Source organism: Pseudochelatococcus contaminans, from assembly GCF_014195635.1.
Lineage (GTDB): Bacteria > Pseudomonadota > Alphaproteobacteria > Rhizobiales > Beijerinckiaceae > Pseudochelatococcus > Pseudochelatococcus contaminans.
In genome coordinates this window covers 334,345-348,888 of the sequence record NZ_JACICC010000003.1, presented here as the reverse complement: position 1 = coordinate 348,888, position 14,544 = coordinate 334,345, and the positions used below count along the sequence as shown (strand labels likewise).

At 61.6% G+C, this 14,544-nt stretch carries 13 protein-coding genes; 9 read left to right on the top strand and 4 right to left on the bottom strand.

The genetic code is table 11. The annotated features are described in order from the left end of the window. Positions 1 to 45: 45 nt before the first annotated feature. Both FHS81_RS08060 and FHS81_RS19175 read left to right on the top strand, forming a co-directional pair. Positions 46 to 831, top strand: coding sequence for a succinate dehydrogenase iron-sulfur subunit (locus tag FHS81_RS08060; RefSeq protein ID WP_183751721.1), 786 nt, complete (start codon positions 46 to 48; stop codon positions 829 to 831). A 322-nt stretch (positions 832 to 1,153) separates the two neighbouring features. Continuing rightward, a complete protein-coding gene (locus FHS81_RS19175; RefSeq protein ID WP_210281591.1) occupies positions 1,154 to 1,795 on the top strand; it encodes an AprI/Inh family metalloprotease inhibitor in 642 nt (213 codons plus the stop codon). A gap of 96 nt (positions 1,796 to 1,891) precedes the next feature. On the opposite strand, the gene folD is transcribed toward FHS81_RS19175, so the two are convergent. The 3 genes from folD to rpmE form a co-directional block, all read right to left on the bottom strand. Then, the gene (folD, locus tag FHS81_RS08050; RefSeq protein WP_183751718.1) at positions 1,892 to 2,770 is read right to left on the bottom strand and encodes a bifunctional methylenetetrahydrofolate dehydrogenase/methenyltetrahydrofolate cyclohydrolase FolD; all 879 of its coding nucleotides are present in this window, start codon (positions 2,768 to 2,770) and stop codon (positions 1,892 to 1,894) included. Positions 2,771 to 2,880: 110 nt separating this feature from the next. Further along, positions 2,881 to 3,741: a formyltetrahydrofolate deformylase gene (purU, locus tag FHS81_RS08045; protein ID WP_183751716.1), complete on the bottom strand. Its 861-nt coding sequence runs from the start codon at positions 3,739 to 3,741 to the stop codon at positions 2,881 to 2,883. Positions 3,742 to 4,269: 528 nt separating this feature from the next. After that, on the bottom strand, positions 4,270 to 4,503 hold the full coding sequence (gene rpmE / locus FHS81_RS08040) for a 50S ribosomal protein L31 (protein WP_183751714.1): 234 nt from the start codon (positions 4,501 to 4,503) through the stop codon (positions 4,270 to 4,272). A gap of 422 nt (positions 4,504 to 4,925) precedes the next feature. Between rpmE and FHS81_RS08035 the strand changes: the two genes are divergently transcribed. From FHS81_RS08035 to rpsT, 4 genes are all read left to right on the top strand, one after another. After that, a complete protein-coding gene (locus tag FHS81_RS08035) occupies positions 4,926 to 6,680 on the top strand; it encodes an ABC transporter transmembrane domain-containing protein (protein WP_183752025.1) in 1,755 nt (584 codons plus the stop codon). 150 nt (positions 6,681 to 6,830) lie between these two features. Continuing rightward, entirely contained in the window at positions 6,831 to 7,841 is a 1,011-nt protein-coding gene (locus FHS81_RS08030) for a polyprenyl synthetase family protein (protein WP_183752023.1), read from the top strand. Between the two features lie 48 nt (positions 7,842 to 7,889). Continuing rightward, positions 7,890 to 8,696, top strand: a complete 807-nt coding sequence (locus FHS81_RS08025) for a TSUP family transporter (RefSeq protein ID WP_183751711.1) — start codon at positions 7,890 to 7,892, stop codon at positions 8,694 to 8,696. Between the two features lie 182 nt (positions 8,697 to 8,878). Then, on the top strand, positions 8,879 to 9,145 hold the full coding sequence (gene rpsT, locus FHS81_RS08020; RefSeq protein WP_183751709.1) for a 30S ribosomal protein S20: 267 nt from the start codon (positions 8,879 to 8,881) through the stop codon (positions 9,143 to 9,145). A gap of 20 nt (positions 9,146 to 9,165) precedes the next feature. On the opposite strand, the gene FHS81_RS08015 is transcribed toward rpsT, so the two are convergent. Beyond that, positions 9,166 to 9,390, bottom strand: a complete 225-nt coding sequence (locus tag FHS81_RS08015; protein WP_183751707.1) for a hypothetical protein — start codon at positions 9,388 to 9,390, stop codon at positions 9,166 to 9,168. 1,070 nt (positions 9,391 to 10,460) lie between these two features. Between FHS81_RS08015 and dnaA the strand changes: the two genes are divergently transcribed. The 3 genes from dnaA to recF all read left to right on the top strand — a co-directional run bounded on the left by dnaA (position 10,461) and on the right by recF (position 14,527). Next, positions 10,461 to 12,041 carry a chromosomal replication initiator protein DnaA gene (dnaA, locus tag FHS81_RS08010; RefSeq protein ID WP_183752019.1) on the top strand — a complete coding sequence of 527 codons (1,581 nt, stop codon included), beginning with the start codon at positions 10,461 to 10,463 and terminating at the stop codon, positions 12,039 to 12,041. A gap of 208 nt (positions 12,042 to 12,249) precedes the next feature. Continuing rightward, on the top strand, positions 12,250 to 13,368 hold the full coding sequence (gene dnaN / locus FHS81_RS08005; RefSeq protein ID WP_183751705.1) for a DNA polymerase III subunit beta: 1,119 nt from the start codon (positions 12,250 to 12,252) through the stop codon (positions 13,366 to 13,368). 10 nt (positions 13,369 to 13,378) lie between these two features. Continuing rightward, positions 13,379 to 14,527 (top strand): DNA replication/repair protein RecF, encoded by a 1,149-nt coding sequence (recF, locus tag FHS81_RS08000; RefSeq protein WP_183751703.1) that lies wholly within the window; start codon positions 13,379 to 13,381, stop codon positions 14,525 to 14,527. Positions 14,528 to 14,544: the final 17 nt, after the last annotated feature.

The window sequence follows — 14,544 nt, the reverse complement described above, 5'->3', positions numbered from 1 at the left end:
TACTGAGGCGCGTCGAAAGGCGCAGCCCAGCGGAGAGTAAAGACAATGGCTGAGTTCAGGCTTCCGAAAAACTCCCGGGTGCAGTCGGGCAAGGTCTGGCCTGCCCCGCAGGGCGCCACGCGGACCACGCTGTTCAACATTTACCGCTACGATCCGGATACGGGTAACAACCCGCGCATCGATAGTTATCATGTCGACCGTGACGATTGCGGTCCGATGGTGCTGGATGCGCTGATCTGGATCAAGAACAACGTCGACGCCACCCTCACCTTCCGCCGCTCGTGCCGCGAAGGTATCTGTGGTTCGTGCGCCATGAACATCTCGGGCTCGAATACCCTCGCCTGCACGCGGGGTATCAACGAGGTCGAGAAGAACGGCATCGTCAACATCTACCCGCTGCCGCACATGCCGGTGGTGAAGGATCTCGTGCCTGATCTGACCCGCTTCTATGCGCAGCATGCGTCCGTGGAGCCCTGGCTGCACACGGTGACGCCCGCTCCGGAAAAGGAATGGCGTCAGAGCCACGAGGACCGGCAGAAGCTCGATGGCCTTTATGAGTGCATCCTGTGCGCCTGCTGCTCCACGTCCTGCCCGAGCTACTGGTGGAACGGCGACCGCTATCTGGGACCGGCAGCACTGCTTCAGGCCTATCGCTGGCTGATCGACAGCCGCGATGAGTCGACCGGCGACCGGCTCGACGATCTTGAGGATCCGTTCCGTCTTTATCGCTGCCACACGATCATGAACTGCGCCAATGCCTGCCCGAAGGGACTTAACCCGGCCAAGGCCATTGCTGAAATCAAGCAGATGATGGTCGCTCGACAGGTGTGATCCGAAGCGGCGTCTGTTTCCGTCCATTGTTTCAAGAGATGGCGCATTCTGTTGCAGGAATGCGCCATCTTTGATTCAGCTGGCTTGGGCGGAACAGATTTTTCTCCTGTTTCGTTAACGTTCGTGGCACAACATGTTGCGCGGCTAGAGCGGGCCGGTTGATGCCTGCTCTTTCTGACATGCGCGTTTTGGTGAGGAATCGATGATGGCCCACGGAATCCGATCAACAGGGAGCGATGAAAAATTTGCCCCCGTTGGCAATACTGTCGTCAACACTGCCGGCTGGACTTTTATGCGCGCACGGGCCAAGCCTGCCGTCAAAATGGCAGTGGCCGTTGTGCCCGTTCTCTTGCTGGCCGCATGCGCGAGTTCGGCTCGCCTTTCCCCCGGCAGCCACTATGGCTCCGCCGGTGGTTATGGTTCGCCGCGCGTGATTTCCGCGCCCGTTGACGATATCGTTCCTGTTGCGCCCAACGCCCCTTCCGCCTCGGTCATCGCCTCCCCTCTCCCGCCTGCGCCGGGCACAGTTGTCGCGCCCGAGGCAACGCTTCCGGAAGCGACAGCGACGCCGGGCTCCTTCCCCGGACAAGATCCCAACGCTGCGCTCGGGCAGACGACACCGGGACAGGTGGCGTCGCTTCCGTCCACCAGTGCGCCTCCGGCAGCGCCGCCCCCGGCCGTTGCCCCGACACGGACATCGGTAACGGGAAGCTGGCGGGCGAGCGAAGCCGCAGGCGGTTCGTGCCGGGTGGTGTTGTCCAGTTCGCCGTCACTCGATCTTTATAAGGCGTCTTCCAGCGGCTGCTCCTCGCAGGATCTGCAAAGCGTCAACGCGTGGGATCTTCGTGGGAACGAGGTCTATCTGTATGCGCGCGGCAATGTCGTGGCGCGGATGCGTGGCGGCGGCGGGAACTTCAATGGCGTGCTGGCCAAATCGGGAGCGCCGGTTACCCTCTCGCGCTGATGGACGCTTCAAATTGGGCCATATAGCCCGTGATTACTTCAAGGACCGGGATTTCCCGGTCCTTTTTCATTGAGGCTATACTCTAAGCGGTAGCTCTTATTCGCCGAAACGCCGCGCGCGGAATGCCTGAAGCGTATTGCGCAGCAGACACGCGATGGTCATCGGCCCGACGCCGCCGGGAACGGGGGTAATGGCCCCTGCAACCTTCACGGCTTCATCGAATGCTACGTCGCCGACAAGACGACCCTTCGCCGCGCCTGGCTCCTGCGGCAAACGGTTGATGCCGACATCGATGACTGTCGCGCCGCTCTTGATCCATTCACCACGAACCAGTTCGGGGCGCCCGACAGCCGCAACCACGATGTCTGCCGCGCGGACAACCGCGGGCAAGTCACGGGTGCGCGAGTGGGCGATGGTGACCGTGGCATTATGCTGTAACAAAAGCTGCGCCACCGGCTTACCAACGATGTTGGAGCGCCCGACCACCACGGCGGACAGACCGGAAAAATCCTGATGAACGCTCTGCAGCAGCAACAGCGAACCAAGCGGTGTGCAGGCAACGAGCGTCGGCAGACCGATCAACAGGCGGCCGGCGTTGACCGGATGAAAACCGTCGACATCCTTGGCCGGATCAATGGCCTCGATGACGCGATCAGTGTTTATGTGCGCCGGCAGCGGCAGTTGCACGAGAATGCCGTCCACGGCGTCATCAGCGTTGAGACGCGCCACCAGTGCCAGCAATTCGGCTTCCGGCACGTCGGCTGGAAGCCGGTGTTCAAACGAACGCATGCCAACCGCAACCGTCTGGCGCGCTTTCGATCCGACATAGACCTCGCTGGCGGGATCGTTGCCGACGAGCACAACGGCAAGCCCCGGTTGCGCGCCGGTGCGGGCAGCGATATCGGCGACTTCAGCCGCAATGGTATTGCGCAGGTTCTCGGCGATGGCCTTGCCGTCGATGATCTTGGCGCTCATAAGCTCGGTCCTTCCGCTGGGGCGGTTGGCGTGCCAATCGATCCATCGCATTGCACGCACGTTGAAATCAAGTAACGGACTTGGGATATCTCGTTATCGGCTGACGGATATCAGTCCTTGAATACCACGGTCTTCCGGCCATTCAGCAAAACCCGGCCGTCGAGATGCCACGCCAGGGCACGCGCCAGCACGCGACGCTCGATATCGCGGCCCTTGCGCACCAGTGTTTCCGGCGTATCGTGATGCGTCACCCGCTCCACGTCCTGTTCGATGATCGGACCTTCATCGAGATCGCTGGTGACATAGTGTGCCGTTGCGCCGATCAGCTTCACCCCGCGCTCATGCGCCTGGTGATAGGGCTTGGCCCCCTTGAAGCCGGGCAAGAACGAGTGATGGATGTTAATGCAGCGCCCTTCCAGCCGCCGCGCCAGCTCCGGCGAGAGAACCTGCATGTAGCGGGCCAGTATCACCAGATCGACCTGCCGCTCCTCGATAATGCTCCAAAGCTTTTCTTCCTGCTCTGCCTTGTTCTCGCGTGTAACAGGCAGGTAATCGAAAGGCGTGCCATTGAAATCATGATGCGGATACGTCTCGCGCGGATAATTCGCGACAATGCCGGCAATGGACATGTTCAACTCGCCAATGCGCCAGCGATACAGAATATCCGACAGGCAATGGTCGAAACGCGACACCAGAACCAGCACACGCAGCGGCTGCGACACTGATCGCATGGTCCAGTTCATGTCAAACGACGCGGCGACATCGGCAAATCGGGTCCGCAACGTTTCCAGATCATCGCCGTTGACGAAATTGAAGCCGATGCGGGCAAAGAACATGCCGGTTTCGATATCGTCGTGCTGGTGCGCTTCCTGAATGTTCCCACCGGCCTCGAACAGGCACCGCGCGACCGCGGCGACGATTCCCGGGCGATTGCGGCAGGATAAGGAGAGGAAATAACGGTCGTCCGGCATGCGCACTCCTGTCCGCCCGATACGCCCGGTGGCGTGCGGGGCAAAACCTGTTTGACGTTACTGACTGATTCAACGTTGCGCGGCAGAAGGCAAAACGTTGCAGCGGAACACAATGCCCCGCACTCTAAACCCTATATTTTACCGTCACTTGCGTTCCATTCGACGGATCTCCCCGAACGCAGGTTGCTCTAGAGCATTTCGGCATCTCGCTGAAACACAGATACGCTCTATCCTATTGTTTTTACGCGCTTTATTCACGAAAAGCGCCATCAACTTCGCTTGAGAACGCTCTAGCATTTTTTCAGCCGATTCCATAGAAACTTTCGCCCAAGACGATGAGGGAGCGCGCAATCTGCACCTGCGTCAATCACGCGCCGCAGAGCGTTTCTGATGGATCATCTATTCCCACAGCAAACGACAAAGCCGGCTCCTACGCGGGAACCGGCTTTATTGTTTTCGCTGCAAGGCTGAACATATCGGAGCGCCAGAAGCACGATAACTGCGGAGGCCCCGATCGTATCAGGCGACTTACTTCTGGCCGAAGCTGATGCCAGCGAACTTGTTCTTGAAGCGCGACACGCGACCGCCACGGTCGAGAAGCTGCTGCGAACCGCCCGTCCATGCCGGGTGGCTGGTCGGGTCGATATCGAGGTTCAGCGTGCCGTTTGGCTTGCCGTAGGTCGAGCGGGTGACGTACTTGGAGCCGTCCGTCATCACGACTTGGATGAAGTGGTAGTCAGGGTGGATATCTTGCTTCGGCATGGCGCGGTCCTCGGATAAAGTCTCTGTCGAGGCCAGCCATGAAACAGGCGACCCTTGACGACTATCGAAACTGAAAGTGAATTCCCGTCCCTATAACGCAGGACGGCCCGGGACACAAGCGGTCTGTGAAGGCGGTTCTCCATAGAAATGCGGCGAGCGGCACCTCGTCGCAGACCGGCGCTTTTGCCGCTGCCGATCAACACGCATCCTTGCGCCGGACGGCCAACGCACCTATAGCCAACCCGCAATCATCAACGGCAGGGGAGCCATCTGGAGTGCGGACCGGCGTGAAAGCGGAATCGGCGGTGAAGACCGACTCAGCCCCTCGTGGCTCAATCCCGCACGGCGGGGCTGCAACCGCGTCGGCGGAGAACGTCGCACACGACGGGCAACATACGCGCGAACAATCCACCCGTGACGCCATGCGCATCCTTCTCCCCTATGCGTGGCGCTACCGGGGGCAGGCGCTGGCGGCGCTGGTCGCGCTGGTGATCGCGGCGGCGGCGACGTTGGTGTTGCCCGTGGCCGTGCGCCGGGTCATCGACTATGGCTTTTCGGACCTCGATGCCTGGCTGATCAATGCCTATTTCCTTTTGCTGGGCGGGGTAGTCACCCTGCTCGCGGTCGCCAGCGCGACACGGTATTATTTCGTGACCACGCTCGGCGAAAGGGTTGTGGCGGATCTGCGCGCCGCAACCTTCCGGCATCTGGTCACGCTCGATCAGACATTCTACGACATGGCGCGCACGGGCGAACTGACCTCGCGGTTGACCGCCGACACGACGCAGATCAAATCGGCCTTCGGCACCAGCATCTCGCAGGCACTGCGCAACCTCGTGATATTCATCGGCGCCAGCGCGATGATGGTCGTCACCAGCCCTCCCCTTTCGGCGCTGGTGCTGGCAGCCATTCCCCTCATCGTGCTGCCGCTGGTGTTTTCCGGCCGGGGAGTGAGGCGGCGCTCCCGCAAGGCGCAGGATACCCTCGCCGCCGCCACGGCCTATGCCACGGAGGCGATCGGCGGGGTGCGCACGATGCAGGCTTTCAACGCCGAGGCGCAAACCGCAAGCCGCTTTCGCGACGCCGCTGAGGAAGCTTATGTCGCCGCGCGGCTTTCCGTGCGTGCGCGCGCCGTGTTGACGGCGGTGGCGCTGTTTCTGGTCGGCTGCAGCATCGTGGCCGTGCTGTGGTATGGCGCACAAAGCGTGCTTGCCGGAGAGATGACCGGCGGCAGACTGTCGCAGTTCGTGCTCTATGCAGTGTTCGCGGCCTCCGCGCTTGGCGAACTGAGCCAGGTGTGGGGCGAGGTATCGCAGACGGCGGGTGCGGCCGGTCGGCTGGCCGAAATTCTCGATACACGTCCAGGCATCGTGTCTCCGGCATCGCCGCGCCCCCTGCCGGAGCCTCCGTTGGCCACCGTGGCGCTGGAAGGCGTGCGTTTCGCCTATCCCACGCGAAGGGGCACACCGGCGCTCGACGGCGTGGACATTCATGTTGCGCGTGGCGAACGGGTGGCGCTGGTCGGTCCCTCGGGCGCGGGCAAGAGCACTGTTTTCCAGTTGCTGCAACGTTTTTACGACCCGGAACAGGGGCGTGTGCTGATCGACGGCATCGATGCGCGCGCGGTCGACCTCACCGCGCTGCGCCACCGATTCGCCGTCGTGCCGCAGGATCCGGTGGTGTTCAGCGGCAGCGTCAGCGACAATATTCGTTACGGCGCACCGGATGCGAGCCCAGCCAGCGTGGAAGCGGCGGCACGGCAGGCGGCGGCGCATGATTTCATCAGCGCCCTGCCGCATGGATACGACACGCAGATCGGCGAGCGCGGCGTCACATTATCGGGAGGACAGCGGCAGCGCCTGGCCATTGCCCGCGCCATTCTGAGGGATGCGCCTGTGCTGCTGCTCGACGAGGCGACATCGGCGCTGGACGCGGAAAGCGAAAGGCTCGTGCAGGCGGCCCTCGGCGGGCTGATGCAGGGCCGCACAACGCTTGTCATTGCGCACCGGCTGGCGACGGTCTTATCCGCCGATAGAATACTGGTCATGGAGCAGGGCCGCATCGTGGAAGAAGGCACCCATACGGCGCTGGTGGCGCGCGGCGGGCTTTATGCCAGACTCGCCCGGCTCCAGTTCGGAGATACGCACGAGGACCGACCGCAGGGACACGCCTTTTGATTTTTTACCGAAAGGGGATATACCCCCTCTTGCGATCATCGGGCACTTGAGGCATCCGGTGTGTCGCACCGCGTGCGGGCGGGAATTGTCATGCCTGCCTCGCAGTCGATGGGCCCGCAGGGGCGAGTAACGGAGGTCGATATCGTGGTCATGGCGGCGCCTTGCGCGAAGGAACAAGCGCGTGCCGGTGGAATCGACGGCCTCGTGTCGCTCGTTGCCGGTGACATGGAGCGGGTGAACAGCTTCATCCTGTCGCGCACCGGCTCGGACGTGACGCTGATTCCCGAAGTCGCCAGCCATTTGATATCGTCCGGCGGCAAGCGCCTGCGGCCGATGCTGACCCTCGCTTTCGCGCAGTTATCCGGCTATGAGGGCGACGGCGGCATCCGCCTCGCCGCCAGCGTCGAGTTCATGCATACTGCAACGCTGCTGCACGATGATGTCGTGGACGAGAGCGACATGCGCCGGGGCAAACTGGCAGCGCGCATGCTGTGGGGCAACGAGGCCAGCGTCCTTGTCGGCGACTTCCTGCTGGGGCAGGCATTCAAGATGATGGTCGAAGTCGGTTCGCTTGCGGCGCTGGAAGTGCTTGCCAACGCAGCCGCCGTCATCGCCGAGGGCGAGGTGTGGCAGTTGTCCGCCGCCAAGGATCTCTCCACCACCGAGGAGGCATACCTCGGCGTTGTGCAAGCAAAGACGGCGGCCTTGTTCGCGGCGGCGGCGGAAGTTGGCCCCATCATCGCGGGATTGGGCGAGCGGGAGCGCAAGGCCGCGCGGACCTATGGCGACTCGCTCGGCATCGCCTTCCAGCTTATCGATGATGCGCTGGATTACGGCGGGGCGGCGGAGCTGCTCGGCAAAAACGTTGGCGATGATTTTCGCGAGGGCAAGATTACGCTTCCCATCGTGCTGGCGCTGCGCAACGCGGATGCGGACGAGCGGGCATTCTGGACCCGCACGCTGGAACAGGGCGAGATCGTCGATGGCGATCTGGAAAAAGCCATCGGCATCCTGCGGTCGCACAATACGCTCGAAGCCACCGTGCAGCAGGCGCGCCGCTATGGCGACAGCGCCATCGCCGCGCTCGATGCTTTCCCCGACGGCGCGATGAAGGATGCCCTCGTCGATACCGTCGCCTTCTGCATCGCGCGCGCATACTGAGTCCTGCCGGCGGGTCGCGCCGGTCTGTTCAGCCCCCGGACGCTTGTCATGGACTTTCTGGGCGATACCCATCTGGCGACGGTCGCAATCCTTGCCGGCGTCGCTCTCGTCGCCGGCTTTATCGATTCGATCGCGGGCGGCGGCGGGCTGGTATCCGTGCCGGCTTTGCTGTCGGCGGGCCTTGACCCGATCACCGCACTCGCCACCAACAAATTGCAAAGCAGCTTCGGTTCCTTCTCCGCCGTTGCTGCCTATGGGCGCGCGCGCCTCATCGATTGGCGCAGCGCATGGCCCATGGCGCTCATGGCTTTTGCCGGCGCCATCGGCGGAGCGGCGCTGATCACGGTTTTGCCTACGCAGGTGCTCGCGGCGGTGATGCCGATCATGCTCATCGTGGTGGCGCTTTACTTCGCCTTCTCGCCGCGCCTTGGCAGTGAGGAGCGCCCGGCCCGAATCTCCAAGTGTCTGTTTGCATGCACCGCAGCAGTGGGGATCGGCTTTTATGATGGCTGCTTCGGACCAGGCACAGGCTCGTTCTTCATGGTGGGATTCGTCACGCTGCTGGGTTTTCCGATCATGCGCGCGACGGCCCACACGAAGCTGCTGAACTTTGCCAGCAACGTGGGCGGACTGCTGTTCTTCGCCATCACCGGCGGCATCAACGTCGTGATCGGAATCGCCATGGGAGTCGGGCAATACCTTGGCGCGCAGGTCGGTGCGCGCGTGGCCATGCAGAATGGCGCCCGCATCATCCGCCCGCTGCTGGTGGTGGTTTGCTGCGCCATGGCGATACGGCTTCTGCTCGATCCGGCAAACCCGCTCCACGCCACCATTGCGCGGCTTATAGGGCATTGACGGCGGGCGGGTTAAGCACTATAAGCGCGCTTTCATAAGCGCTCTGCAAGGTCAAGATTCCCGCAATCAGGGATCCGGCCTTCATGATGCTCAAACATCTTAACCCGGTTTATAAACCAGCCGATGCCGGTCTCGCGGTTGCTTTCCGTGTGGCGCGCAGATCGGAATGACAAGAGGACACCATGGCAAATACTGCGTCCGCAAAGAAGGCGGTCCGTAAAATCGCTCTCAGGACCGCCATCAACAAGTCGCGCAAGAGCCGCGTGCGGACGTTCGTGCGCAAGGTCGAGGCCGCTATCGGCGCTGGCGATCACACCACCGCGCTGGCCGCCCTGCGTCAGGCCGAGCCTGAGTTGATCCGCGCCGCCCAGAAGGGCGTGCTGCACAAGAACACAGCCTCCCGCAAGGTGTCGCGTCTGGCGATCCGCGTGAAGGCACTGCAGGCCTGATTTTTACTTGCATGCACGCTTCAGGAGCCCGGCCCCAGGCCGGGCTTTTTCGTTGGCTGTTCGCATCTGATAAGCTGATGCGCGACATCTTGAGGCATGGCAGAAGCGACAGTATTTTGCGGATCAGGCAGGTTGACAACACCGAAAAAATCCGAGCGATCCATTTGCTGTTTTTGACCGATGCCGCTGGTGATTCTTGCTTTTTTGGGAACACGGACCGCTAAAAACGGGCTTGACAGAGGCATACCATCATCTTGCAACACCCGCTCGAACCGGGCGCCGGACCGCGCAAATAAACCATCGCCAAAACAGAACCTTAGGGGGCAAAGGTCTCACCATACCCGAATCTCTCTCCCTCCGCAGGGCCGGCAGACCCCTCCGCATAGTTAAAAATACGCCCGATGAAATACGCTGGCAAAAAACATCCAAAGGAAAATCACACCGATTCAACAAGACGTTGTAGCGCACTGCCGGCAAAAAGAGCCGCAAGCGAATCGGACAGGATAGGAATTCGGAAGGGTGTTTCGCTTTTACACAGTTGCATGCGACGGCGGAAATGCAGTAAGGTTAGCTTGCCTTCGGGACAGCTTTGTCTCTCCCACTTGGGAGATTGGTAGCTAAAGCTTTTGCACACGCAAAAGTGGAAGCAAGCCAACCCGAAATATAAGATCGAATAGAACTGTCGTAATTTTTAAATCTATTCGGGAACATAACATGTAGCGTATGCGTATTTTGAGTATGAGGCTCTGATTAGCATCATTTCGAACAAAAGTACTTTCATATAGACCCCTGCAATACGCTACAAGTCGCGTGTATTCGTCTTGGTTCTCCACAGGCAGGTGATTGACCCGACCGATCGGAATGGATCGGACGTATATTTTATTGCCGGAGTTCCCGGATGCCTTGTTTTGGCCGAGGGCCAGTTTGAGTATTGCGGACGTTCGCCGCCCTCCTCAAGTGGGGGCAAACGGATGTTCATATTGTGTTTGCGTAAACACAACACGGGCAGCCCCGGGTTATCGCGGGACGCCGCTTGCTTCTCTTTTCCGGACATTCCGGAACGGATGAGGCAAGGGTAGCTACAGATCGGCACGTTGACAGGCCGCCTCGGGCAGAGAGCGGAGTTGTTATCGTCTGCTAACGACATTCGGCACGAGAGTGCTCATGGATGAAGGTAAAAGTGGTCGCTGTTCTTGCAGTGGCCTGAGCTTGAACGGCCCTGCTTGCGCGAGGCTGTTTAAATTGAACACTAAAGATAATGGGCGCGCCGCAGCCGTGGCATGCGCCCCGACAGGTACAGGCGGAGCATCAGGACATGTTCAAGGTGGATGACAGCGCGAAATATGCTAAGGCCCATGTCGATGGCGATGATATCGTCCCGATTGGCGCTTTGGACGGACTGTCATGCGCGGACGAAGAGGACATCCCCGACGTGGATCTGACTCCTGAAGCGGCATGGCCGCGCGTCAAGCGGCGCTTGCGTGCGGAGCTGGGCGAGGATGTTTTCGCAAGCTGGTTCGGCCGACTTGAGCTGGAATCCGTCAGCCATCAGGTTGCGTATCTGACCGTGCCGACTCGCTTCCTGAAAAGCTGGATCGAATCGAACTACGCCGACCGCGTTCTTCAGCTTTACAAGGCCGAATATCCGGGCATCGCGCGCGTCACTTTCGGCGTGCGCAACGGCGCGAACCGTGACACCGCCCCAGCCGCCGCGCCTCAGCCCCGCAACACCGAGACCGCGCACAGCACGACCGCTCCCGCTCGCGCTTCCAGCCCGCGGCAATCTGCCCAGCGGACCACGGCCGCCGCTGCGGCTCAGGCCCCCACTCCGGCTACGGCTGCATCAACTGCGGATCTGGGTGGCAATCCGCTCGACGCACGCCTGACATTCGACAGCTTCATTATCGGCAGCTCCAATGCCCTTGCCCACGCAGCGGCGGAACGCGTGGCCAAGCACGCGAACGGCCCGGCGCTTTACAACCCGCTTTATATCCATGCGGGTGTGGGGCTCGGCAAAACGCATCTGCTTCAGGGCATTGCCCATGAGGCACAGCTTCAGGGCAAGCGAATCATCTATCTGACCGCCGACCGCTTCATGTACGGCTTCGTCTCGGCGCTCAAAGCGCAGACAGCGCTGGCATTCAAGGAAAAGCTGCGCGGCATCGATCTGTTGATCATCGACGATGTGCAGTTCCTGCAAGGCAAATCCATTCAGCAGGAGTTTGGACACACCATCAACGCGCTGATCGATGCCGGACGGCAGATCGTCGTTGCCGCTGACAGGCCCCCGTCCGATCTCGATGCGCTGGACGAACGCGTGTCCTCCCGCCTCGCCGGCGGACTCGTGGTGGAGGTGAGCGCACTTGACGAGGATCTGCGCACGCGCATCCTCTCGGCGCGCATTGAGGCCGTGCAGGCCGTCAACCCGACGTTCCAGGTGCCGCAGGCGGTTGTCGCTTATGTAGCGCGCGTCATCACCACCAACGGGCGCGACCTTGACGGAGCGGTCAACCGTCTTCTGGCCCATACGACGCTCACCGGCACGCCGCTGACGATGGAGACGGCCGAATCCGCGATCCGCGATCTCGTCCGCACGCGTGAGCCGCGCCGGGTCAAGATCGAGGATATCCAGAAGCTCGTGGCGAGCCGTTACAATGTGTCCCGTGCCGATATTCTTTCGGAGCGACGCACGGCGGCAGTGGTAAAGCCGCGTCAGATCGCGATGTATCTGTCGAAGATCCTGACGCTGCGTTCGCTGCCGGAAATCGGCCGCCGCTTCGGTGGGCGCGATCACACGACCGTTTTGCATGCAGTGCGCAAGATCGAGAAGACGATTGGCGACGATGCGGCACTGAAAGAAGAAATCGAGCTGCTGAAGCGCATGCTGCAGGAATAATGCGGCTACCGGAGCGTGTGCTTTGGGGATATTGCCCTGAATAATTCGTGAAAAACGGCCTCTGGGCCGTTCGCCTCTTGCGTCCGGGCGCGGGAAAAGCCATTGTTCCCTCCCCGCCTGCCTGGTTGGTGTCATGCGGCGCGTCAGACGCGCCCGGAGCTGACCTGAATGGCGGTTTGTCTGGCGTACAAGTTGAATGGAAGTGTCGATGAAGGTCACTGTCGAGCGGGCCGCGCTCCTCAAGTCGCTCGGCCATGTCCACCGCGTCGTGGAGCGGCGTAATACGATCCCGATTCTGTCGAATGTGCTGCTGCGCGCCGAAGGCGGCGCCTTGCGGCTGCGGGCGACCGATCTCGATCTCGAAGTGACCGAAACGCTCCCCGCCGAAGTGGCGCTGGACGGCGCAACGACGGTGCCGGCTTACGTGATCTACGACATCATCCGCAAGCTGCCGGACGGCGCGCAGATTTCGCTTGAGAGCGTGCAGGAGGGGGCGCAGGTTGTGATCCGCGCCGGCCGTTCCCGCTTTACCTTGCAAGCGCTGCCTGAAAGCGACTTCCCCGATCTGGCTGCCGATGAGTTGCCGCACACCTTCGCCATCAAGGCGTCGGAACTGAAGAAGCTGATCGACAAGACGCAGTTCGCCATCTCAACGGAAGAGACGCGTTATTATCTGAACGGCATTTTCTTCCACGCTTTTGATGTAGACGGTACGAAAAAGCTGCGGGCTGTCGCAACGGATGGCCATCGGCTGGCGCGTGTTGAGACGGAAGCACCGGCAGGCGCCGGCGATATTCCCGGCATCATCGTGCCGCGCAAGGCCGTCGCCGAAATCCAGAAGCTCGTTGACGGTATCGACGACGAGGTGCAAGTCGAGCTGTCGTCCAGCAAGATCCGCCTCACCGCCGGCACGGTGGTTCTGACGTCGAAGCTGATCGACGGGACTTTCCCGGATTATCAGCGGGTGATTCCGCAGAATAACGACAAGCGCCTTATCGTTGATCGGGCTGAGTTCGCGACCGCCGTCGATCGTGTGTCAACGATCTCGTCCGAGCGCGGGCGGGCGGTGAAACTGTCGCTGACCGAAGGCCGGCTGACGTTGTCTGTCACCAATCCCGATTCGGGCAGCGCGACCGAGGAAATCGAAGTCGAGTACGAATCGGAAGCGCTCGATATCGGCTTCAACGCGCGTTATCTGCTCGATATCGCCAGTCAGCTCGATGGTGACACCGCTATCCTGCTGCTTGCCGATCCCGGTTCGCCCACGCTTGTTCAGGACCATGAAGGCGGTAACGCTCTCTACGTGCTGATGCCCATGCGGGTCTGATGCGTGCCGGGTGTCTGACGTCCGTGCCGCCGCGCGACGGGTTTCGCGCCTCACGCTGAGCGATTTCCGCAGTTACAGCGATCTCGATATCGGGCTCGACGCCGGCATGGTCGCCTTCGTCGGCGATAACGGCGCTGGCAAAACGAACTTGCTCGAAGCGCTGTCACTGTTCACGCCAGGGCGTGGCCTGCGTCGCTCACCGTTCACCGATATGGCGCGCACTGGCGGCAATGGCGGTTTTGCCATCGCAATCACGCTTGATGCGACAACCGACGATGCGCGCCTCGGCACCGGGCTCGACCCGGCAGCGACGGCGCGAAAATGTCGCATCGACGGTGCCGCAGTCCCCTCACCTTCCGCCTTTGCCGATTATCTGCGCGTGGTCTGGTTGACGCCTGCCCTTGATGGGCTGTTCACCGGGCCGGCTGGTGACAGGCGGCGGTTTCTCGACAGAATGGTGCTCACCATCGATCCGGCGCATGGCTCGCGCACGAACGCGTTTGAGCGCGCGTTGGCATCGCGCAATCGCGTACTGCAAGAGCAGTCGTCCGATTCGCGTTGGCTGGATTCGATCGAGCAGGAAGTCGCGGAGCTTGGCGTCGCCGTGTCCGCGGCACGGCTCGACGCCGTGGCGCAGTTGCAAGCATTGATCGAAGCAAGCCGAGACCCCGCCTCCCCCTTCCCTGCCGCAAGCATCCGGCTGGAGGGTGCGCTGGAGCGGGAGTTGGCGTTGGATGCCGCGGTCGATGTCGAGGATCGTTTTCGCCGGGTGCTGCGCGAGTCACGCGCACGCGACCGTGCCGCCGGGCGCGCGCTCAACGGCCCGCAGACGAGCGATCTCTCCGTAGATCATGCAGACAAGAACATCCCGGCCGCGCGCTGTTCCACGGGCGAGCAGAAAGCTCTATTGATCGGCCTTGTACTGGCGCACGCACGCCTTGTCGCAGCGATGAGCGCCATTGCGCCGCTGGTGCTGCTGGACGAGGTGGCCGCGCACCTCGACCCCCGCCGCCGCGAGGCGCTGTTCTCGGCATTGGAAACCATCGGCAGCCAGATTTTCATGACCGGCGCGGACCCTGCACTATTTGCCGACCTGCCCGTTACCGCACTCACTTGCTTCGTCACGCCGGGACACGTTATGCAAGGGGTCTGTCAATAACCGGCTGATTTGCGGAA